Below are 19,484 nucleotides of genomic sequence, written 5' to 3'. Positions count from 1 at the left end.
GGTCAGCCTTGTGGGGCGCGGCCCTTCAGGATGTATCGGCAATCGCAATAGGGGCATTCGACCCAGCCGATGTCTTCGGGGATTTGCAGCCAGACGCGGGGATGGCCGAGCGCACCTTCGCCGCCATCGCAGGCGACGCGGCTGGTCTCGACGATTCTGGTTTCCGGCGCGTCTATTGTCATCGCTGGCAGTCCTTCTGGTGTTGTCGGCCCCGCGGGCTTGGATTAGGTGCTTTTATGAGCGATGAGCCAGCAAGGGGCAAGACCGGCAGATGACGCAGGACGCCATACGGATCGAAGGACTGGTCAAGACCTATGCAGGCAGCGGGGGCATGGGCGACAAGCGGGCCCTGAACGGCATCGACCTGCAGGTGCCGCGCGGGTCGGTCTTTGGCCTGTTGGGCCCGAACGGGGCGGGAAAATCGACCCTGATCAACATCCTGGCCGGGCTGGTTCTGAAGACATCAGGTAAGGTCACGATCTGGGGCTTCGATCAGGACGCCAATCCGCGCCAGTCGCGCGCCTCGATCGGGGTGATGCCGCAGGAGCTGAACCTGGACCCGTTCTTCACCCCGCGCGGTGCGCTTGAGGTGCAGGCGGGGCTCTACGGTGTGCCCAGATCGCAGCGGCGCAGTGACGAGATCCTTGAGCTGGTCGGCCTGAGCGACAAGGCCGAGGCTTATGCCCGGACGCTGTCGGGCGGGATGCGGCGGCGGCTGCTGCTGGGCAAGGCGCTGGTGCATCACCCGCATGTGCTGGTGCTGGATGAACCGACAGCGGGCGTCGATATCGAGCTGCGGCAGATGCTCTGGGCCAATGTGCGCAGGCTGAACCAGCAGGGCATGACCATCATCCTGACGACGCATTACCTGGAAGAGGCCGAAGCGATGTGCGACGAGATCGCCATCATCAACCATGGTGAGCTGGCGGCGCGTGACAGTACCGCCAACCTGCTGGGCCGCCTTGATGCGCGTTCGATGGTGATCGTGCCGGACGGGCCGGTTTCCGACATGCCGCAGGCGGATGGGATCGAGGCGCATAAGCGCGAAGATGGCGCATTGGTGCTGAGCTATTTCAGCCGTCGCACCAGCGCCGAGCAGGTTCTGGCCGCCGTTCGTGATGCCGGGATCACGATCCGCGACGTCAAGACCGAGGAAGCCGATCTTGAGGATGTCTTCCTGTCCCTGACCGCCACCCGCTGACCTGTTTCACGCATCGCGATCCAGTCGCGCCTGGTAGCAATTGTTGCGAGACGAGCGGATGTGGATATAGGTGACCTCCGGCTTTGCAAAGATGTCGCTGGCAGCCTGCAGAAGGGTATCGGTCGGGGCGATGGTTCCGGTGCCATAGACGATCCGGTCATCCGTTCCATAACCCTTGATCAGGTAATCGGGCGATGAGGTTAGTATCTCGGGCAGAGCGCCGGTATCCTTGTGCCTGTCGCATGGTGCGGCACAAAGATAGATCGGACCGGTCTCGGCATAGGGTTGCAGCTCGGTAAATGGCATATGCGCCAGAATCAGCATCTCTGCGCCTTCAGGAATGTTGCGCAGGCAGTGACGGCAGGGATGACCCGGCCCGGTTGAGACGGCGCGCTCGGGCGCGTTGCCATAGGCATCAGGCGCGCCTGACTGATAGGCGCGGACCTGATCGGTGGGCAGGGCGGTTATTCTGGGCATGGGGGTCTCCTTTTTCCGGCAGTCTGGCTGATCCGCGCGGGTCGGGGCGATCCGTTTCTTGCGTAATGGAGGTTGCGGTCAACTTGCTATCTTGGTACCAAGGTTATTCTTTATGCTAGGGAGCGAACATGAAGAACATCACGCGGGTGCAGACCGGGCTGCGCCTTGAAACGCGGCTGCTGAAGACGATGAAGGGGCTGGCCGAATATCTCGATATGTCGGTGGCCGAACTGATCGAGGGCATGGCGCTGCACGCCTTTGAAGGCAAGGCGCCGTTCTCGGAGGCAACGCTGCTGAAGATCGCGGCGCTCAAGTCGGTCTATGATCTGGATTTGACCGCCGAGGATAGCCACCGCCTGATGGAGGACCCGGCATGACACGGGAACGATGCGATTATGCGGTTATGGCGCAGGAAATAGCCGCCGGTACATTGGGGCCCGAGGGCTTCACCCATCGCGCGCATTTGGGCGTGGCCTATGAAATCCTGTCGCGCCATGAGGTGTTCGAGGCAATGGCGATCTATGCCGGAGGCTTGCGCGCGCTCACGGCGGCGGCGGGTGTCCCCGAGAAGTTCAACGCAACCGTCACCTTCGCATTTCTCAGCCTGATCGCAGAGCGGATGGCGCAGGCGTCTTATGACAGCGCAGAGGCGTTTCTGACCCAGAACCCGGACCTGCTACGCAAGGGCCTGCTGGAGGGGTATTTTTCGCCTGATACCCTGTCTTCCGCGCTGGCACGGCGTGTGCCTCTGCTGTCGGCAACGCGGCAGGTCGGGGTGCATTAAGGCAAATTAATTTGACCCTCACGCGTGCGGACGCGACAAAGGCGGTTCACCATGGGGACGCCTGAGGATAGAAGGCAGCAAGAGCAGCTTCCGGAGTTTCTGATCATGTCCGCGCCCAAGCCCGTTGTCCTTTGCATTCTAGATGGCTGGGGTCTGTCCGATGACACAACCGCCAACGCGCCTTATCTGGCCAAAACCCCGACTTTCGATGCGATCATGGCGCATGGCCCGCAGGCGCAGCTGATCACGCATGGTCCCGATGTCGGCTTGCCGAGCGGGCAGATGGGCAATTCCGAGGTTGGCCATACCAATATCGGTGCGGGCCGCGTGGTCGCCATGGATCTGGGCCAGATCGATCTGGCCATCGAGGACGGGTCGTTTTTCGACAACGCCGCCCTGCAGGATTTCATCGCCAGGACAAAGGCCTCTGGCGGCACCGCCCATCTGATGGGGTTGGTGTCTGATGGCGGTGTGCATGGGCACATCACCCATATCCTCGCCGCCGTGAAAGCCATTACCGATGCCGGTGTTCCCGTCGCCCTGCACGCCATCACCGACGGGCGCGACGTGCCCCCGAAATCTGCCGACGGGTTTGTGGCGGAGTTGCTGGCGCAGCTGCCGGTTAACGCACAGGTCGCCACCGTCTGCGGGCGTTATTATGCGATGGATCGCGACAACCGGTGGGAAAGGGTCAGCCAAGCCTACGGCGCGATGATCCGGGGCGAGGGGCGCAAGGCCGCCAGTGCAGACGCCGCCGTGGCCGAGGCCTACGCCGCGGGCGAGACCGACGAGTTCATCCTGCCCACGGTCATTGGCGATTATGCTGGTGTGAATGATGGGGACGGGGTTTTCTGCCTGAATTTCCGCGCTGATCGGGCCCGCGAGATTTTGCGGGCCATTGGCGAGCCGGGTTTTGCTGAATTCGATACCGGGCCACGCCCGAAACTCGCAGCGTTGCTGGGTATGGTCGAATATTCCGATGGGCATAACCAATATTTGACCACGGCCTATCCCAAGACCCGGATCGTCAACACGCTGGGCGCTTGGGTTGCCAAGCAGGGCCTGCGTCAGTTCCGGCTGGCCGAGACCGAGAAATATCCGCATGTGACCTTCTTCCTCAACGGCGGCAAAGAAGAGCCAGAGGTTGGCGAGGACCGCTTCATGCCGAAATCGCCCAAGGTCGCCACCTATGACCTGCAACCCGAAATGTCGGCAGGTGAGGTTACAGACAAATTCGTCGAGGCGATCGAGGCGGGCTATGACCTGATCGTCACCAATTTCGCGAACCCCGACATGGTTGGTCATACCGGCGATCTGGAGGCCGCGATCAAGGCCTGTGAGGCGGTGGATCAGGGTTTGACGCGCGTTGTTGCGGCGCTGGACAAGGCGGGTGGCGCGATGATCTTGACCGCAGATCATGGCAATTGCGAAGTGATGGTCGACCCGGTTACCGGCGGGCCACATACTGCCCATACGCTGAACCCGGTCCCGGTCGCTCTGATCGGCGGTCCCGAGGGTGCGCGGCTGCGCGACGGACGGCTCAGCGATCTGGCGCCGACCCTGCTGGCGCTGATGGGGCTGCCCAAGCCCGAGGAAATGACCGGCGAGAGCCTGCTGGCATGAGATGGGCCGGACCCATAGCCGGGGTCTGCCTCTGGGCCGGGGCGGTGAGCGCCGAAACCGACCCGTCCGAGGCCGCGCAGATGGCGTCGCGGATGCTGCAACAGGCTTCGGTGGCGCTGGACGAGGCCGACAGCGCGCGCGATCGGGTCCGGGCGCTGACCGTGACGGTGCAGGCCTATGAGGCCGGGCTGGAGGCGATGCGCGACGGGCTGCGCCGGGCCGCGATCCGCGAGGCCGAACTGACCGCGCGGCTGCAATCCCGCGAGGCAGAGATTTCGCAACTGATCGGCGTGCTGCAAACCATGGAAAGCGCGCCGCCGCCGGTGCTGCTGCTGCACCCGTCCGGGCCGCTGGGTGTGGCGCGCTCGGGCATGATGCTGGCCGAGGTGACGCCGGGCCTGAACCAGCGCGCTCAGCATTTGTCGCAGGATCTGCGTGAGGTCAGCGATCTGCGCGAAGTTCAGGAAAACGCGCTGGCGACCCTGCAGGAGGGGCTCAGCGGCGTGCAGAGCGCGCGGGCGGAGTTGAGCAAGGCGGTCGCGGATCGCACCGACCTGCCGAAACGCTTCACCGAGGACCCGGTGCGCACGGCGATCCTGATCTCGTCCACCGAAACGCTGGACGCCTTCGCAAGCGGCTTGTCCGAGATTGCGGGGGCAGAGATTGCCGCAACCAATGCCGATATCTCTCAACGCAAGGGCAAGGTCGAACTGCCCGCAGCCGGCGTGCTGCTGCACCGGGCGGGTGAGGCGGACGCGGCGGGCATCAGGCGCGAGGGGATGCTGGTGGCCACCCGCCCCCGGGCGCTGGTCACCACCCCCACGGCGGCAACAATCCGCTATCGCGGGCCGCTGCTGGATCTGGGGAACGTCGTTATTCTGGAACCGCAGCCCGATCTGCTGTTTGTGTTGTCGGGGCTCAATGAAGTCTATGGCGAGCCCGGGCAGGTGATCCCCAAAGGGACACCTGTGGGCCTGATGGGCGGCGCGGGGCCGGAAATCGGCGCGATTTTGTCACTAAGCGGTGATGGCACTGGAACTGGCCGGTCGGAAACGCTCTATATAGAAGTCAGAGAGGGCGGCAGCCCGGTGGACCCGGAAACGTGGTTCCAAACCGAGAAGGATGGATAAACCAGCATGAAGAAATTCGTGATTGCGGCCCTGAGCGGCTCATTGGCGGGGATCGTCGCCACTTCACAAATCGCGGGCCCGTTGGTCGCGCAGGAAGCCAAGAACAATGCCGGCGTCTATGAACAGCTTGATCTGTTTGGCGACATATTCGAACGGATTCGCATCCAGTATGTTGAAGAGGTCGAGGCTGGCGAACTGATCGAGGCGGCCATTGATGGCATGTTGACCTCACTTGATCCGCATTCCAGCTACCTCTCGCCAAACGATGCCGAACAGATGCGGGTGCAGACCCGGGGTGAGTTCGGCGGTCTGGGTATCGAGGTCACGCAGGAAGAGGGCTTCGTCAAGGTCGTCTCGCCCATGGATGACACGCCTGCTGATGAGGCCGGTGTCGAGGCGGGCGACTTCATCACCCATGTGAACGGCGAAAGCCTGCTGGGCCTGACCCTGGACAAGGCGGTGGATTTGATGCGCGGGCCGGTGGGCTCCGAGATCGTCATCACCGTGGTGCGCGAAGGCGAGCAGGAGCCCTTCGATGTCTCGATCATCCGCGACACGATCAAGCTGACCGCCGTGCGCGCGCGCACCGAGGGCACCAGCGTGGTGCTGCGGGTGACGACCTTCAACGACCAGACCTTTGCCAACCTCCAAGAGGGCCTGATGGAACAGGTCGAGGAAGCGGGCGGTATGGACAAGATCAACGGCGTTGTCCTTGACCTGCGCAACAATCCCGGTGGTCTGCTGACGCAGGCGATCAAGGTATCGGACGCTTTCCTGGAAGAGGGCGAGATCGTTTCCACCCGGGGCCGCAACCCCGAGGATGGCGAACGCTTCAACGCCGGTGCCGGAGATCTGGCCGAGGGTAAGCCGATCGTGGTGCTGATCAATGGCGGCTCGGCCTCGGCCTCTGAAATCGTCGCGGGGGCGCTGCAGGATCATCGCCGGGCCATCGTTGTGGGCACCAAGAGCTTCGGCAAGGGCTCGGTCCAGACCGTGATGCCGCTGCGGGGCGAGGGTGCGATGCGCCTGACCACGGCGCGCTATTACACGCCGTCCGGGCGCTCGATCCAGGCGCTGGGCGTGTCCCCTGACATCATCGTGGAGCAGCCCCGCCGCTCGCCCGCCGAGGAGGAGGAAGAAGAAGAGAACAACCGTCCCTCCCGGTCCGAGGCCGATCTGCGCGGCAGCCTGAACAATGACAGCCTGACCGAGGACGAGATTCGCCAGATCGAAGAGGATCGCGCCAAGGTCGAGGCCACCGCCGCCCTGCGCGAGCAGGACTATCAGATGGCCTATGCGATCGACATCCTCAAAGGTCTGTCGGCCTTCGACAACGATTAAGCGCATCGCTGTGAAAACAAACAAGCCGCGCCTGTAACGGGCGCAGCTTTCTTGTGCAGATCACGCTGCCCGAAACGTGCTCAGCCGGGCCAAAGTTCGGTTTGCGGGTGGAACTGGGACCAGGCAAACCAGAAGGCCTGATGGCTGCCCAGGTCGGACCCATCCGCACCAACCGCCTTTACGCCCCCCGCATCAAGCTGCAGGCGGACGTTCTCATAGGCGATTTCCTTGCCCCGCTTTAGGGCAGCGATGGCCTTGCTGCGCTGGAAGGCCACCGGTTTGCCCGACGCGGTCACAACGCCGATAATGTCTTCCTGCACCGGCAAACGGGGATCGACATCGCCAACCGGAAAGATCGGGCCATCCGCGTCGCGGCCATTGCGGAAGTCAAAATCGCGACCCAGCGCCAGCGCTTCGACAAGCACGGTGGTCTCGGGGTGTTCCCTCTTCCAGGTGCCCCAGTCGGTTGTGATAACCGTGGCCTGCTTCAGCTTCAGCTTCTTCTTCGCGAGCGGTCCGGTGACGGCGTGACCCAGAAAGGTGTCGAATACCGAGTAGGTATTGACGTCATACATCACCTTGTTGGACCGGATCAGCAGCCCCGATGTGCGCAGCACCGGCCGCTTGATACCAGCGGGCAATTCGTCGGTGAAATAGGCTTGCGCGGCACCGCACAAGGTGCAATAGGGGATGCCCAGATCGCGCCCGCCCAGCGTATCGTTGACCATTTCGCGCACTTCCATGATGCGGCGCGGATAGGCGCGGTATTCGCCATTCACCTCGATCCCAAAGACGATATCGTCGTCCTTCAGCCAAGTGGCATCCTGGGCGCTACTGACTTGGGGGTTATCCGCTGCGGGGATGCAATTGCAGGGATCATGTGTTCTGTCATAGGCGCGATCATCGATCAGCACACCGCCCCAGGACACGTGACGCCAGTCGATGGTCCCCTCGACAAAGATCTTGTCCCAGCCGGGCAGAATGGTTGTGAAGATGGCGCGTTTTGTTTTCAGGTAATCGGGCGGGGCGGGGATGTCCCAGGCGATCAGATGATCGGTGATGGCCCCCCAATTGTTGCGCCGAGGGATCTTGGTATCCAGCAGGGATGAGGCCGCTTTGGTCAGCGTCGCGTTCAGATTGGGTTCCGAGACGAACCGCATCAAATCGCTGATGATCCAGACAATCCGCGGGTCCTTTGACGCCACGATTTCTTCCATCGCTTGGGTCTGATCGCGCCCCCAGGCTTCCTGCGCGATGCTGTCGACAAAGGCCACTTCCACCGCTTTGCGCAGTGCGTCGGAAAACGGGCCGCTGGGGATCGCAGGGGGTTCGCCGTACTGATCAATCACATAGTCGGGCAACGGGTCGGTCTGCTGCGCGCCCAGAGATTGGGACCAGAACAGGGACGCTGCGACCCATGACGCAACAAGAAATAACCGGGATCGAGAGCCAATTGCCGATGCCATAGGGGACCCTTTCGCAAGACTGTTTCACCATTAGACCTGCGCCCCGGCTGATGGGCCCACGGCGGTATGATCCGCTGCAAGCGCCTCGTTCAGCACATAGCGCGCAGTATGAGGAATTATCTGGGGCAATGCCTCATGCGGCCAATCACGTTCACATCAAAACTCCGTGGAGAACGGGGCGGGGGCTTCGTGACCAAAGCCGCGTTTGGCGCGCGCCTGAAATGGAACGCTGTGGGCGTCAGATCAGTCCGAAGGGGCCGTCAGCGTCCCCATTCGATGCTTTGCATCTCATGCAGGCGCGAGGCGGTGCGTTCGAATTCAAACGTGCCTTCGCCCTCGACATAGAGCATATCCGGTGCCGCCGCAGCCGAGCAGATCAGCTTCACCTTCGCCTCATATAGCGCGTCGATCAGCGTAACGAAGCGCTTGGCCTCGTTGAAGTTGTTGCGCGACAGGCGCGGGATGTCCTCCAGCACCAGAACCTTCACCGCTTCGGCCACCGCCAGATAGTCGCCGGGCCCCAGCATGTGACCGCAGAGATCATAGAAAGTCGCCCGCGCCACACCGTTGCGGAAGGCGGGCAATGTGACTTCGCGGCCTTTGACATGCAGGATCAGCGGCTCGGCGGGCCCGCCCGCCAGATCGCTCCAGACAGCGCGGATTTCCTGGCGCGCTTCGGGGCCGATCGGGGTGAAATAGACCTGCGAGGCCTCCAGCCGGTTCTGGCGATAGTCGGTCGGGCTGACCATCTCCCAGACCTGCATCCGATCCTTGATCAGATCGATGAAGGGCAGGAACAACTGGCGGTTCAGCCCGTCCTTATAGAGGTCGTCGGGGATGCGGTTCGAGGTGGTGACAACCACCACGCCAGCGTCGAACAATGCCTGAAACAGCCGACCCACGATCATCGCGTCGGTGATGTCGGTGATCTGCATCTCGTCAAAGGCCAGCAGTTTGACCGTGGCGATCACCTTTTCCGCAACCGGAGCCAGCGCATCCTCGACCCCGTCCTTGCGGGCATGATGCATCTGGGCGTGGATTTCCTGCATGAAGGCATGGAAATGCACCCGCCGGACGGGAACATCGCCCGAGGTGTCGACAAACATATCCATCAGCATGGATTTGCCGCGACCGACCCCGCCCCACAAATACAGCCCCTTGGGCGGTGGCGGTGCCTTGCGGAACAGACCGCGCTTGATGGGGGCGGTGAGTGCGGCGCAGATGCGTTCAAACTCCGGCAGAACCGCCTCCTGCGCCGCATCGGGTGTCAGGGTGCCATCGGCGACGCGTTCAGCATAAAGGGCGGTCAGGTCCGTCATGGCGAAGCCATAGCGCAGGGCGGGCGGGGTTGGAAAGCACGTCCATATCAATTTCCTTGATCGTTGCCCGCAAAACTCCTGATTTGACCGTCGCACATATCTCCGTAGGCTCGCTCCGGCCTGATTTGAGATGCCAGATGACCCATGATTCCCGCCTGATAACGCCTGTCCTGATCGTGAGCTGCATCATCATCACGGTGAGCTTTGCGGTGCGCGCCTCATTCGGGGTGTTCCAGATCCCGGTCTCTGACGAGTTCGGCTGGATGCGGTCCGAGTTTTCGCTGGCGATTGCCATCCAGAACCTCGCCTGGGGGATCGGGCAGCCGATCTTTGGCGCGATTGCGGAAAAGCTGGGCGACCGGCGGGCAATCGTTCTGGGCGCGCTGATTTACGCGCTGGGCATGGTGCTGTCGGCGGCTTCCGTCACCCCGCTGGGGCATCAGTTGAATGCCTGGCTGGTGGGGTTCGGGATCGCCGGGACAGGTCTGGGCACCGTGCTGGGCGTGGTTGGTCGCGCGTCCTCGGACGAACACCGGTCGATGGCGCTGGCAGTTGTCACCGCTGCGGGCAGCGTCGGGCAAGTGATCGGCGCGCCTGCTGCCGAATGGATGCTGGGGTTCATCAGCTGGCAGATGGTGTTTGTGATCTTTGCCATCGCGATCCTGTCGCTGTTGCTGACCCTGCCGATGATGAAGGCCCCCGCACCGGCCAGCAAGCAGGAGGTCGAAGAGAGCCTGAGTGCCATTCTAAAAAAAGCGTTTCGTGATCCGTCTTATACGATGATCTTTCTGGGCTTTTTCAGTTGCGGTTATCAGCTTGCCTTCATCACCGCGCATTTCCCGGCATTTGTGGCCGAGATGTGCGGCCCGATCGAGGTGGGCGGCATCTTGCATGGCATGGGCATCACCACAACCTCGGCGCTGGGCGCGGTGGCGCTGTCACTGGTGGGGCTGGCCAATATCGCCGGGACCCTGACGGCGGGCTGGGCAGGCAAACATTTCACCAAGAAATACCTGTTGGCGGGGATTTATTCGGCGCGCACGATCATTGCCGCCGTCTTCATTTTGATGCCGATCACACCGACATCGGTCATCATCTTCTCGGTGCTGATGGGCTCGCTCTGGCTGGCGACGGTGCCTTTGACTTCGGGGCTGGTCGCGCATCTTTATGGGCTGCGTTACATGGGCACGCTCTACGGGTTCATCTTCCTCAGCCACCAGATCGGCGGCTTCCTGGGTGTCTGGCTGGGCGGGCGGATGTACGACATCTATGGCGACTACACCGCTGTCTGGTGGGTGGGTGTTGCCGTGGGGGCCTTCAGCGCCGTGGTGCATCTGCCGATCCGCGAGACCCGAGCCGCCAGCCCGCAGGCCGCCTGATCAGTTCAGACCTTCGCGCAGCCGCTCGCGCATGATGTCCAGCACCTGTTCGGTGTGGGTATAGGTCAGGCCGTGCCCGGCGCCCTCGACCATCTCTTCGCGGGCCATGCGGCTCCAGCTGGTGAGCCTGCCCATGGCCGAGATTGGGATCGTCGTGTCTTTCTGACCCCAGATCGCCAAAACGGGCAGCCCGGCCTGATGGATCTCGCGGTGTTCGATCTCAAGCTCCTGGCTGAGCAGGCCGCGCAGGCTGGACAGAACCGCCGCGATGAAGCCTTTGTAAGTCAACTCGCGCTGCTGCAGGTCGGCCATACCGGGAACCGAACAGGGCAGCGCCCGTTCGGCATCGGTTTCCTTGCGGTGCTTGTAGGGGAACAGCAACATCATCAGCCAGTCGCCCAGCACCGCCTTGCCGCGGATGAAGCGGGTTACGCGATCAAGCGTGATCATCACGCCCGCCGGGGCGATCAGAACCAGATGGCGGACCTTTTGGGCGTGCTTAGCGGCGTAACACGTCGCGATGGAGCCGCCCATGGAATAGCCGATGAGGGTGATTTCATCGCTCACCTCTTCGACCTCCAGCACCTCTTCGAGCTGTTTGAGGAAAAACGCGGCGTCCTGTTTGCCTTCGGGCCGGTCCGAATAGCCCCGCCCATAGAGGTCATAGGTCAGCACCCGGTAGCCCATCGCGCCCAGCCCTTCGATCACGCCGTCCCAGACGAAAGAGGGCGTGGTCAGCCCATGCACGCAGACCGCGACCGGCCCGCGCACGGAACCGCCCCATTTCACGTGAGTGATGCCTTGTGACAATTGCAGGAAGTGACCGGGCGCGTCGCGTCTGGCTTCGTCATCCATGACCTTGCGCCGCGCCTCGGTGTAGTAAGGCAGCGCCACGATTGCAGCCAGCAGGATCAGGACAAGAACAAGGATCATCGGCTCTCCTGCCATTTTTCCAGAATGTAGCGGCTGGTCATCAGATCCAGATGCGCGCCGCCGCCATTCTTGAACAGCGTGGGTCTTGAGGGATCGCGGGCAAAGGCGCTCAGATCATAATAATCGGCCAGCAGGTCGTCGCGGGTGATGACCCCGGTATCAAGCGGCGTCTTGATCTCGCCGATATGGCCGATTGTGGTGTCAAAACTGTCCACATAGACCCGGCTCATGCGCAGCGCGTCGTCATCTGCCTCGCGCATATCCGCGCGATAGGCCCCGATCAAGTTGATATGCTGGCCCGGGCGCAGCCACGCGCCCTTGATGATCGGGTCCGAGGACATGGTGGCCGAGACCACGATATCCGCCGCGTTCACCGCATTGGGCAGCGAGGCGGCGACATCGGCATTCCCAACCGCCTTGGCCAGGTCTTCGGCCTTGGCCAGGGTGCGGTTCCAGATCGACAGGCGGGCCAGCGGGAAGCCCGCTGAGAAGGCTTCGCAGAGCGATTGGCCCACTGTGCCTGCGCCTACGATCAGAATGCGTTTGCTGTCGGGATCAGCCAGGTGCAGTGCGGCCAGCAGGCTATCACTGGCGGTTTTCCACTTGGTGACCAGATGGAAATCGATCAGTGCCGACAGGATGCCATCGCGATCAGCGAACAGATTCACCGAGCCATGGATCATCGGCTGGCCGTGATCGGGATTTACGGGAAAAACGGTCGCGGTCTTCACAGCCATACCCAGTCCGTCGATCCAGGCCGCGCGTGACAGCAGCGTGTCCTGTCCGCGATAGAGAAAGGTATCGCCGATCTCGGCCTTGGGCAGCTTGTGCCCGTCGGCCAGCGCCTGGGTCAGTTCGACCCAATCCAGCAGCGCCTCTCCCTCGGCGAACGGAATGATGGGGATGCTCATGCCGCCTGATCCGGCGTCACTAGACCATCGGAGACCAGCCGTTCGGCCCAGCCCTGTGGCCCCTTGAAATGGTGCGTCTGCCAGCCGCGGGCCTGAGCGGCCGCGATGTTCTTGGGCATGTCGTCGGTGAACAGCAGCGCCTGCGGCTCGACGCCGCAATCGGCCTCGACCTGCGCATAAATATCCTCGCGCGGTTTGACGGTGTTCATGTGACCCGAGATATAGCGGCGGTCGAACTCGCTGAGGAACGGGTAGACCTGTTCGGCCTGCTCGAAGGTCTGGATGCCGAAATTGGTCAGTGCAAAAACCGGCACGCCATTGGCCCGCAAGGCGCGTAGCAGGCGCACGGATTGAGGGATTTCGGGCGCGGCGATCTCGATCCACTTGTCATGCCACAGGCGGATCTCGTCAGCCCATTCGGGGTATTTGTCGACCCATTCATAGATCGTATCGGTGAAATGCCCGCCCAGATCCACCAGCTCGTTCATGCCGTGCAGATCGATCTCGGAAAACATGGCGCGGCGGCGGTCCTCGCCGATCACGCGGTCATAATAGCGTTCGGGCTGCCATTCGATCAGCACGTTTCCGATGTCATAAATGACGGCCTGTGGTTTCACTGCGCGCTCCTTCTGCCGTGAGTGCCCGCTAGCGTGTCGCTGCCCGGACCTCCCTTTCCAACACGTCCAGAAAACGGGAGCGGTCGGCTTTTGTAAAGGCTTTGCCGCCGCCCTGCATGCCCAGCGGATTGGCGGCGCGCAGATCGGCCATCAGATCGCGCATCGCAAGCTGTTGACCGATATTGGCAGCAGTGAAGGCCTCGCCATTGGGCCGAAGGCAGCGCGCACCGGCCTCGACGCATTTCGCGGCCAGCGGGATGTCTGAGGTGATCACGATGTCGCCCGGGCCGCAGCGCTCGGCGATCCATTTGTCGGCCTCATCCGCACCCTGATCGACCACCACGGTCTGCACCAGAGGGTTTTGCGACGGGCGCAACCCGCCATTCGAGACCAGCACCATCGCCAGCTTGTGACGGGTGGCCACCCGTTCCGCCTCAGCCTTGACCGGGCAGGCATCACCGTCGATGTAAAGCGTCACTATTCCGCTGCCTTGGCTGGTATTGATGCGGCTTTCTTGGCCGATCTGCGTACTTTGAACTCTTCGGGAATCGGCATCCGGTTGAACGCGTCGAGGCCCGCTATCTTGTAGGCCTCGGCCAGTGTCGGATAGTTGAATGTGTTCTGCACGAAATAATCCACCGTGCCTTTCAGGTTCATAACCGCCTGTCCGATATGGATCAGCTCGGTCGCGCCCTCGCCCACGATCTGCACCCCCAGCACGCGCCGGGTCTTGAGGCTGAGCAGCATCTTCAGCATGCCGTGTTCCAGCCCCATGATATGCCCGCGCGAGGTCTCGCGGAACCGCGCCACGCCGACCTCGTAGGGGATGCCGCGTTCGTGCAATTCCTCTTCGGACATGCCGCAGGTGGACATCTCGGGCACCGAGTAGATGCCATAGGGATACCACGGGCTTTCGGACAGGGTTGGAGTTTCAAGTGCGTGGCACGCCGCCACACGACCCTGTTGGAGCGACGTCGACGCCAGCGAGGGGTGCCCGATCACGTCACCGGTGGCATAGATATGCGGCACACTGGTCTGGTAGGTCTTGCGGTCCACCTCAAGCCGACCGCGATGGTCCGTTTCCAGCCCCACCGCATCCAGGTTGAGCGACGCGGTGGCACCTATCCGTCCGGCTGCAAACAACAGCATCTCGCCGCGCACATGGCGGCCATTTGCGAGGCTGACTTCGATATGGGTTCCCGCATCCTCGATGTTTTCGACCGCCGACCCAAGCCGCAGATCGACGCCGTTTTCGCGGATCTGGTGGGTGAAGTCCTGAATCAGGGTGCGGTCGATGAAATCGAGAAAACTGGCGCGCGGTTCGATCAACGCGACCCGCACATCCAGCGCCGAGAACATGGTCGCGTATTCCACACCGATCACGCCCGCGCCTATCACCACCAACGACCGCGGGATCTCCTCCATTTCCAGGAAATCATCGCCATCCACAACGGTCTTGCCGTTAAAAGGTACATAATCGGGGCGATAGGTCTTGGTGCCGGTGGCGATCAGGAACTTGGCCGCAGTCATGCGGGTGGTGTCGCTGGCCTGTGTCGCCACTTCGATTTCATGCGGGCCCACGAATTTCGCCAGCCCATTCAGCGTGTCGACATGGTTGCGGTTGAACTGGTGTTCCAGCACGTCGACCTCGTGATCGAGCGTCATGTGCAGCCGCGCCTTGAGATCCTCTGCGCTGATTTGGTCTTTGACCCGGTACGACCGGCCATAAAAGCTGCGCTCGCGCCAGCCCGACAGGTTCAGCACGGTTTCGCGCAGCGTCTTGGACGGGATCGTCCCGGTATGTACCGAAACACCTCCCAACCGGTCCTTGCGGTCGATCACCAGCACCTTGCGACCAAGTTTTCCGGCCTGGATGGCCGCCGCGCGCCCCGACGGGCCGGAACCGATGACAATCAGGTCATAATCATGATCCGCCATGGCTCAGTCCGCATGCAAAGCTTCAGCGTGGAACGTCATGTGATCTTCCATGAAGGAGGAAACGAAGAAATAGCTGTGATCATAACCCGGTTGCAGCCGGTTGACCGCCTGCTGGCGGCGCGCGGCCATGGCCTCGGCCAGTGCCTCGGGGCGCAGCAGCTTGATGAACTGGTCGCTGGTGCCGGTATCGATCAGGATCGGCCCGTCAAACCCGGTCTCGCGCATCATCAGTGTCGAATCGTGGCGTGCCCAGTTGCTTTCATCATCGCCCAGATAGGCGCTGAGCTGCTTTCGGCCCCATTCCGATCCGGTCGGGTTTGTAATCGGCGCAAAAGCCGAGACCGAACGGAAGCGGCCCGGCAGGTTCATCGCCAGCGTCAGGGCGCCATGCCCGCCCATGGAATGTCCGGTAATCCCTTGCCGTTCGCCATCAATGGCGAAATTGCCGGTCAGCAGCGCGGGTAGTTCCTCGGCCACGTAATCCCACATGTTGAAATGCGGCGCCCAGGGCTTCTGGGTGGCGTTCACATAGAAACCTGCCCCCTGTCCCAGATCGTAATCGTCATGATCGGCCACACCCTCACCACGTGGCGATGTGTCGGGAAAGACCAGCGCGATGCCTTGCTCGGCGGCCCAACCCTGTGCGCCCGCCTTGGTCATGGCGTTTTCATGGGTGCAGGTCAGGCCAGAGAGATACCACAGCACCGGAACCGGGCCATCCTTGGCCTCAGCGGGTAGGAACAAGCCAAAGGTCATGTCGCAGGCGCAGGCCTCTGAGGCATGTTTATAGACGCCCTGAACGCCGCCGAAACAGGTGTTTTCCGATAGAATTTCCATGTGTTCTGTCCTCTGGCCGAACCGGTCACGGCTATCGCTAGCCGGGCGGGCGGGGTCTGTAAAGGGCGCGAGGTCTCAGAAAGCGGAGGTCAGCGCAATCAGCGCGGGCACGGTCAGAATGCTGAGGCAGGTCGAGACGAAGATCGCCGCCGAAGCGCGATGTGGCGCAACCCCGTAATGGGAGGCCAGAATGAACACGTTGCCCGCCACCGGCAACGCCGCCGCTGCGATCACCACCGAGGCGGAAAACGCATCCAGCGGCAGCAGGACCAGCACCGCAAGCGCCACAAAAGCGGGGTGCAGGATCAGCTTGCAGAAGCTGAGCCAGCCCGCCACCGCCAGACGCTCTGCCGATTTCGACGCCAGCGAGGCGCCGATGGCAAACAGCGCTCCGGGTGTGGCGGCCCCGCCGAGGATGTTCAGAAAAGACTCCAGCGGCTGATGGATCGGCAGGCGCAGCGCCGACCAGATCAAACCGATGCTGATCGAGACGATCATCGGGTTCTTCAGCAGACCGATGCCGATCAGGCGCAGCATCTGCATGACAGGCACGCGCTCGCGCCCGCCATTGATCAGGATCACGATCAGGGATGAGAACACGATCAGATCGACCGACAGGACCAGCATGACTGGCCCGATTGCGGCCTCGCCAAACAGCACCGCCAGCATCGGCAGGCCCAGAAAGCCCACATTGCCGATGGCCGCGCATTGCGCCTCGATGGCGGTGGTGGGCACGTCCTGCCGCCGCAGGAAGCCCGCGATGGTCGCCACCCCATAGACCGCCGCCGTGCCGCAGAGATAGGCCACGATCAGTCGCCCGTTGAAAATCTCGTTGAAGGGCAGCGTCGCGGAAAAGCGGAACAGCATCGCCGGAAGCGCGAAGAAAAAGACGAACTTGGTCAGATAAGCGGTTGCCTCTTCGGTGAAGAACCGCGTGCGCCCGGCCCAGTATCCCAGGCCAATGATCGCAAAGAAGGGCAGGGTTCTGAGGAATATCTCGACCATGGGGCGATAGGTAACACCCCGCGATCAAAGCTCAACGGAATAATTCACATGTTAGCCGCTTCCGATCAGGATACCGGCCGCCAGCACCAAAGACCCGCCAAGCACCACCTGAAACGCGGCACGGAAGAAGGGGGTCTGCATATAGCGGTTCTGAATCCAGGCGATCGCCCAAAGCTCGCAAAACACGATCAGAAAGGCGATGGTGGTTGCGGTCCAGAACTCGGGGATCAGATAGGGCAGGGCGTGGCCCAGCCCGCCCACCGTGGTCATCACGCCCGAGGCCAGCCCGCGTTTCACCGGCGAGCCGCGCCCCGACAACTCGCCATCATCCGAAGCGGCTTCGGTGAAGCCCATCGAAATGCCTGCCCCGACCGAGGCTGCCAGCCCAACGAGAAATGTGGTCCAGGTGTCCTGGGTGGCAAAGGCGGTCGCGAAGATTGGCGCAAGGGTCGAGACAGAGCCGTCCATAAGCCCGGCCAGCCCCGGCTGCACCCAGGTCAGGATGAACTGCCGGTGCGAGTTGGCCTCTTCCGAGCTGCGCGCGTCATGGTCCAGAAACGTGTCCGACAGATGTGAGGCGGTTTCCTGATGACCGGCCTCTTCCACTGCGAGATCGCCCAGCAGCTTGCGCGTGGCGGCATCACTGGTGCGCGCTGCGGCGGTCAGGTAGAACCGCTCGGCATCGCGCTCCATGCCCTCGGCCTCTTCGCGGATACGTTCGATGCCCAGGTTTTCAACCAGCCAGACCGGGCGGCGCGTGTAATAGCCTGCCACATGTTCGCGGCGGATCAGCGGAATGGTCGGGCCGAACCGGTCCTCATGCAGCGCGATCAGGCGCCCCCGATGGGTGTCTTCTTCGGCGGCCATGCCCTCGAACATTTTGGCCGAGGCGGGATAATCCGCCCTCAATCGTTCGGCGTAACTGCGATAAATACGGGCATCATCCTCTTCCGATGAGATCGCAAGCGCCAAGACTTCCTGCTCGGTCAGGTCCCGGAAGTGTTTGCGGTGAGAGAGAAATTTCATGTTCGACTCAGTTTATTAGAATCATTCTAATAAATGATATCGTCACGTTACCGGAAGTTCATCCAGAAAATCGTTGAAACTGAACTGATCGGTTTTATTCTCTAGAGGCCATCCAACCAGGAGCTTTCATGACCGATACCTCGACCATCCTTCGCACCGGACGAAAATTCGATCAGGTGCTGAAAGGTGCCCGCGAGGTGTTCATGGCGGATGGATTCGAAGGGGCCAGCGTTGACGATATCGCCCGGGCGGCGAATGTCTCCAAGGCGACACTCTACAGCTATTTCCCCGATAAGCGTCTGCTGTTTCGCGAGGTGGTGCAGACCGAATGCTGCCGTATGTCCGAACAGATTCTGTCGATGGTGGATGAGTCCCAGCCCGCCCGCGAAGTGCTTTCGGTTGCCGCGCAGCAGCTGGTCGCGTTTCTGATCTCGGATTTCGCGCAGCAGATATTTCGGATCTGCGTCGCCGAACGCGACAGATTCCCCGAGCTGGGACTGGCCTTTTATGAGTCCGGTCCCAAGAACGGCAGGCGGCAGCTGGTAGAGTATCTGGAAAAAGCGATCGCAAAGGGTGAGCTGCAGATCGACGACGTGACGATGGCTGCCGAGCAGTTCTCAGAGCTTTGCAAGGCCAAGCTCTGGTTGGAGGCGGCCTTTGGCATTCGCGACCGTTTCGAACAGTCCGAAATCGACGAAGTGGCCAGACAGGCCGTCGAGATGTTCATGGCGCGCTATGGGGTCTAGGCGGCTTTCGGGCGCACATTGAACCCGCCTGCGACTTGCTTCAGTTCGAATTCTCCGGACTTTTGCAACAAGGTGCTGAGTTTGCTGCATCCATAACTGCGTGGGTCGAATTCATTGCTTTCCGATCGAATGAGGTTGCCAAGCTGAGCCAGGTGATACCACCCACCCTTATGGGGCAGCTTCTTCATGGCTCTCCTTATGAGAGGTGCCGCCTTGCTTGGCGGGTGTTTTGAAACGCTCGCCTGCTTTGCGCCATTTTTGCCTGAAGCAGCCTCGGCCGCGCCTTTGATCACCACAGACCGGTTGCAGGCCCGTCGCAGCGAGATCGGCATCTTTTCCTCGCCGATGCCGATAGCGATCAATCCCTGTTCCCGGATGCGATTGGCAAGTGCGGTGAAATCGCCATCGGAACTGACCAGGACGAAACCGTCAAATCGCCGGGTATGCAGCAGGTCCATCGCATCAATGACAAGCCCGATATCGCTTGCATTCTTGCCCGTAGTGTTTGCGCTCGCCTGCCGCGCAACCATCCCCAGATCGGCAACCACCTCTTTCCAGTTGCCCAGATGACTGCCGCTCCAATCGCCATAGACCCGCTTGAGCGCGGGATATCCGAATGCTTTCGCCTCTTTCAGGATCTGAGCGGCGAATTTGGAGGGAATATTCTCGGCATCGATCAGGACCGCAAGCACCGGCTGTTCGATTCGGGACATGCATTACCTCATAAGTGTCATTTTGGGACAATCCTGCA

At 61.8% G+C, this 19,484-nt stretch carries 21 protein-coding genes; 8 read left to right on the top strand and 13 right to left on the bottom strand.

Annotation, left to right across the window (positions count from 1 at the left end; all coding sequences use genetic code 11):
• Positions 1-2: 2 nt before the first annotated feature.
• Positions 3-182, bottom strand: a complete 180-nt coding sequence (locus tag Q5Y75_RS10185; protein ID WP_306196910.1) for a zinc-finger domain-containing protein — start codon at positions 180-182, stop codon at positions 3-5.
• A gap of 89 nt (positions 183-271) precedes the next feature.
• Between Q5Y75_RS10185 and Q5Y75_RS10180 the strand changes: the two genes are divergently transcribed.
• Positions 272-1,201 carry an ABC transporter ATP-binding protein gene (locus tag Q5Y75_RS10180; RefSeq protein ID WP_306196908.1) on the top strand — a complete coding sequence of 310 codons (930 nt, stop codon included), beginning with the start codon at positions 272-274 and terminating at the stop codon, positions 1,199-1,201.
• A gap of 6 nt (positions 1,202-1,207) precedes the next feature.
• Here Q5Y75_RS10180 and Q5Y75_RS10175 read toward each other — a convergent pair whose 3' ends face one another.
• Positions 1,208-1,678: a DUF1203 domain-containing protein gene (locus Q5Y75_RS10175; protein ID WP_306196905.1), complete on the bottom strand. Its 471-nt coding sequence runs from the start codon at positions 1,676-1,678 to the stop codon at positions 1,208-1,210.
• A gap of 128 nt (positions 1,679-1,806) precedes the next feature.
• On the opposite strand from Q5Y75_RS10175, the gene Q5Y75_RS10170 reads away from it, so the two are divergent.
• The 5 genes from Q5Y75_RS10170 to Q5Y75_RS10150 all read left to right on the top strand — a co-directional run bounded on the left by Q5Y75_RS10170 (position 1,807) and on the right by Q5Y75_RS10150 (position 6,556).
• On the top strand, positions 1,807-2,055 hold the full coding sequence (locus Q5Y75_RS10170) for a hypothetical protein (RefSeq protein ID WP_306196903.1): 249 nt from the start codon (positions 1,807-1,809) through the stop codon (positions 2,053-2,055).
• Complete coding sequence (locus tag Q5Y75_RS10165) at positions 2,052-2,462, top strand: hypothetical protein (RefSeq protein ID WP_306196902.1); 411 nt, start codon at positions 2,052-2,054, stop codon at positions 2,460-2,462. Before Q5Y75_RS10170 ends, Q5Y75_RS10165 begins: the two co-directional genes overlap by 4 nt.
• 105 nt (positions 2,463-2,567) lie before the next feature.
• Complete coding sequence (gpmI, locus tag Q5Y75_RS10160) at positions 2,568-4,085, top strand: 2,3-bisphosphoglycerate-independent phosphoglycerate mutase (protein WP_306196900.1); 1,518 nt, start codon at positions 2,568-2,570, stop codon at positions 4,083-4,085.
• Complete coding sequence (locus Q5Y75_RS10155) at positions 4,082-5,215, top strand: murein hydrolase activator EnvC family protein (protein WP_306196898.1); 1,134 nt, start codon at positions 4,082-4,084, stop codon at positions 5,213-5,215. Before gpmI ends, Q5Y75_RS10155 begins: the two co-directional genes overlap by 4 nt.
• Positions 5,216-5,221: 6 nt before the next feature.
• Positions 5,222-6,556: a S41 family peptidase gene (locus tag Q5Y75_RS10150; protein ID WP_306196896.1), complete on the top strand. Its 1,335-nt coding sequence runs from the start codon at positions 5,222-5,224 to the stop codon at positions 6,554-6,556.
• A gap of 80 nt (positions 6,557-6,636) precedes the next feature.
• Here the strand turns inward: Q5Y75_RS10150 and Q5Y75_RS10145 are convergent, their stop codons facing one another.
• Together Q5Y75_RS10145 and zapE are read right to left on the bottom strand one after the other, a co-directional pair.
• A complete protein-coding gene (locus Q5Y75_RS10145) occupies positions 6,637-8,022 on the bottom strand; it encodes a DUF3179 domain-containing (seleno)protein (protein ID WP_306196894.1) in 1,386 nt (461 codons plus the stop codon).
• Positions 8,023-8,282: 260 nt separating this feature from the next.
• A complete protein-coding gene (gene zapE / locus Q5Y75_RS10140; RefSeq protein WP_306196892.1) occupies positions 8,283-9,341 on the bottom strand; it encodes a cell division protein ZapE in 1,059 nt (352 codons plus the stop codon).
• A gap of 137 nt (positions 9,342-9,478) precedes the next feature.
• On the opposite strand from zapE, the gene Q5Y75_RS10135 reads away from it, so the two are divergent.
• Entirely contained in the window at positions 9,479-10,720 is a 1,242-nt protein-coding gene (locus Q5Y75_RS10135; RefSeq protein WP_306196890.1) for an MFS transporter, read from the top strand.
• Here Q5Y75_RS10135 and Q5Y75_RS10130 read toward each other — a convergent pair whose 3' ends face one another.
• From Q5Y75_RS10130 to mbfA, 8 genes are all read right to left on the bottom strand, one after another.
• Complete coding sequence (locus tag Q5Y75_RS10130; protein ID WP_306196886.1) at positions 10,721-11,653, bottom strand: alpha/beta fold hydrolase; 933 nt, start codon at positions 11,651-11,653, stop codon at positions 10,721-10,723.
• On the bottom strand, positions 11,650-12,564 hold the full coding sequence (locus Q5Y75_RS10125) for an ornithine cyclodeaminase family protein (protein ID WP_306196884.1): 915 nt from the start codon (positions 12,562-12,564) through the stop codon (positions 11,650-11,652). The genes Q5Y75_RS10130 and Q5Y75_RS10125 overlap by 4 nt, the downstream gene beginning before the upstream one ends.
• Positions 12,561-13,181: an HAD-IA family hydrolase gene (locus Q5Y75_RS10120; protein WP_306196882.1), complete on the bottom strand. Its 621-nt coding sequence runs from the start codon at positions 13,179-13,181 to the stop codon at positions 12,561-12,563. The genes Q5Y75_RS10125 and Q5Y75_RS10120 overlap by 4 nt, the downstream gene beginning before the upstream one ends.
• A 28-nt stretch (positions 13,182-13,209) precedes the next feature.
• Positions 13,210-13,662 carry a YaiI/YqxD family protein gene (locus tag Q5Y75_RS10115; protein WP_306197252.1) on the bottom strand — a complete coding sequence of 151 codons (453 nt, stop codon included), beginning with the start codon at positions 13,660-13,662 and terminating at the stop codon, positions 13,210-13,212.
• Entirely contained in the window at positions 13,659-15,119 is a 1,461-nt protein-coding gene (sthA, locus tag Q5Y75_RS10110) for a Si-specific NAD(P)(+) transhydrogenase (RefSeq protein ID WP_306196879.1), read from the bottom strand. The genes Q5Y75_RS10115 and sthA overlap by 4 nt, the downstream gene beginning before the upstream one ends.
• A 3-nt stretch (positions 15,120-15,122) precedes the next feature.
• Entirely contained in the window at positions 15,123-15,956 is an 834-nt protein-coding gene (fghA, locus tag Q5Y75_RS10105) for an S-formylglutathione hydrolase (protein WP_306196877.1), read from the bottom strand.
• Positions 15,957-16,031: 75 nt separating this feature from the next.
• Positions 16,032-16,961, bottom strand: a complete 930-nt coding sequence (locus Q5Y75_RS10100; RefSeq protein WP_306196875.1) for an AEC family transporter — start codon at positions 16,959-16,961, stop codon at positions 16,032-16,034.
• A gap of 51 nt (positions 16,962-17,012) precedes the next feature.
• Complete coding sequence (gene mbfA / locus Q5Y75_RS10095; RefSeq protein ID WP_306196872.1) at positions 17,013-17,987, bottom strand: iron exporter MbfA; 975 nt, start codon at positions 17,985-17,987, stop codon at positions 17,013-17,015.
• Positions 17,988-18,115: 128 nt separating this feature from the next.
• Between mbfA and Q5Y75_RS10090 the strand changes: the two genes are divergently transcribed.
• Positions 18,116-18,733 carry a TetR/AcrR family transcriptional regulator gene (locus Q5Y75_RS10090; protein ID WP_306196870.1) on the top strand — a complete coding sequence of 206 codons (618 nt, stop codon included), beginning with the start codon at positions 18,116-18,118 and terminating at the stop codon, positions 18,731-18,733.
• Here the strand turns inward: Q5Y75_RS10090 and Q5Y75_RS10085 are convergent.
• Positions 18,730-19,446 (bottom strand): NYN domain-containing protein, encoded by a 717-nt coding sequence (locus Q5Y75_RS10085; RefSeq protein WP_306196869.1) that lies wholly within the window; start codon positions 19,444-19,446, stop codon positions 18,730-18,732. The genes Q5Y75_RS10090 and Q5Y75_RS10085 overlap by 4 nt on opposite strands.
• Positions 19,447-19,484 lie beyond the last annotated feature (38 nt).

The organism is Ruegeria discodermiae (genome assembly GCF_030758345.1).
Classification (GTDB): domain Bacteria; phylum Pseudomonadota; class Alphaproteobacteria; order Rhodobacterales; family Rhodobacteraceae; genus Ruegeria_C.
This window is presented reverse-complemented; position numbering and strand designations above follow the sequence as displayed.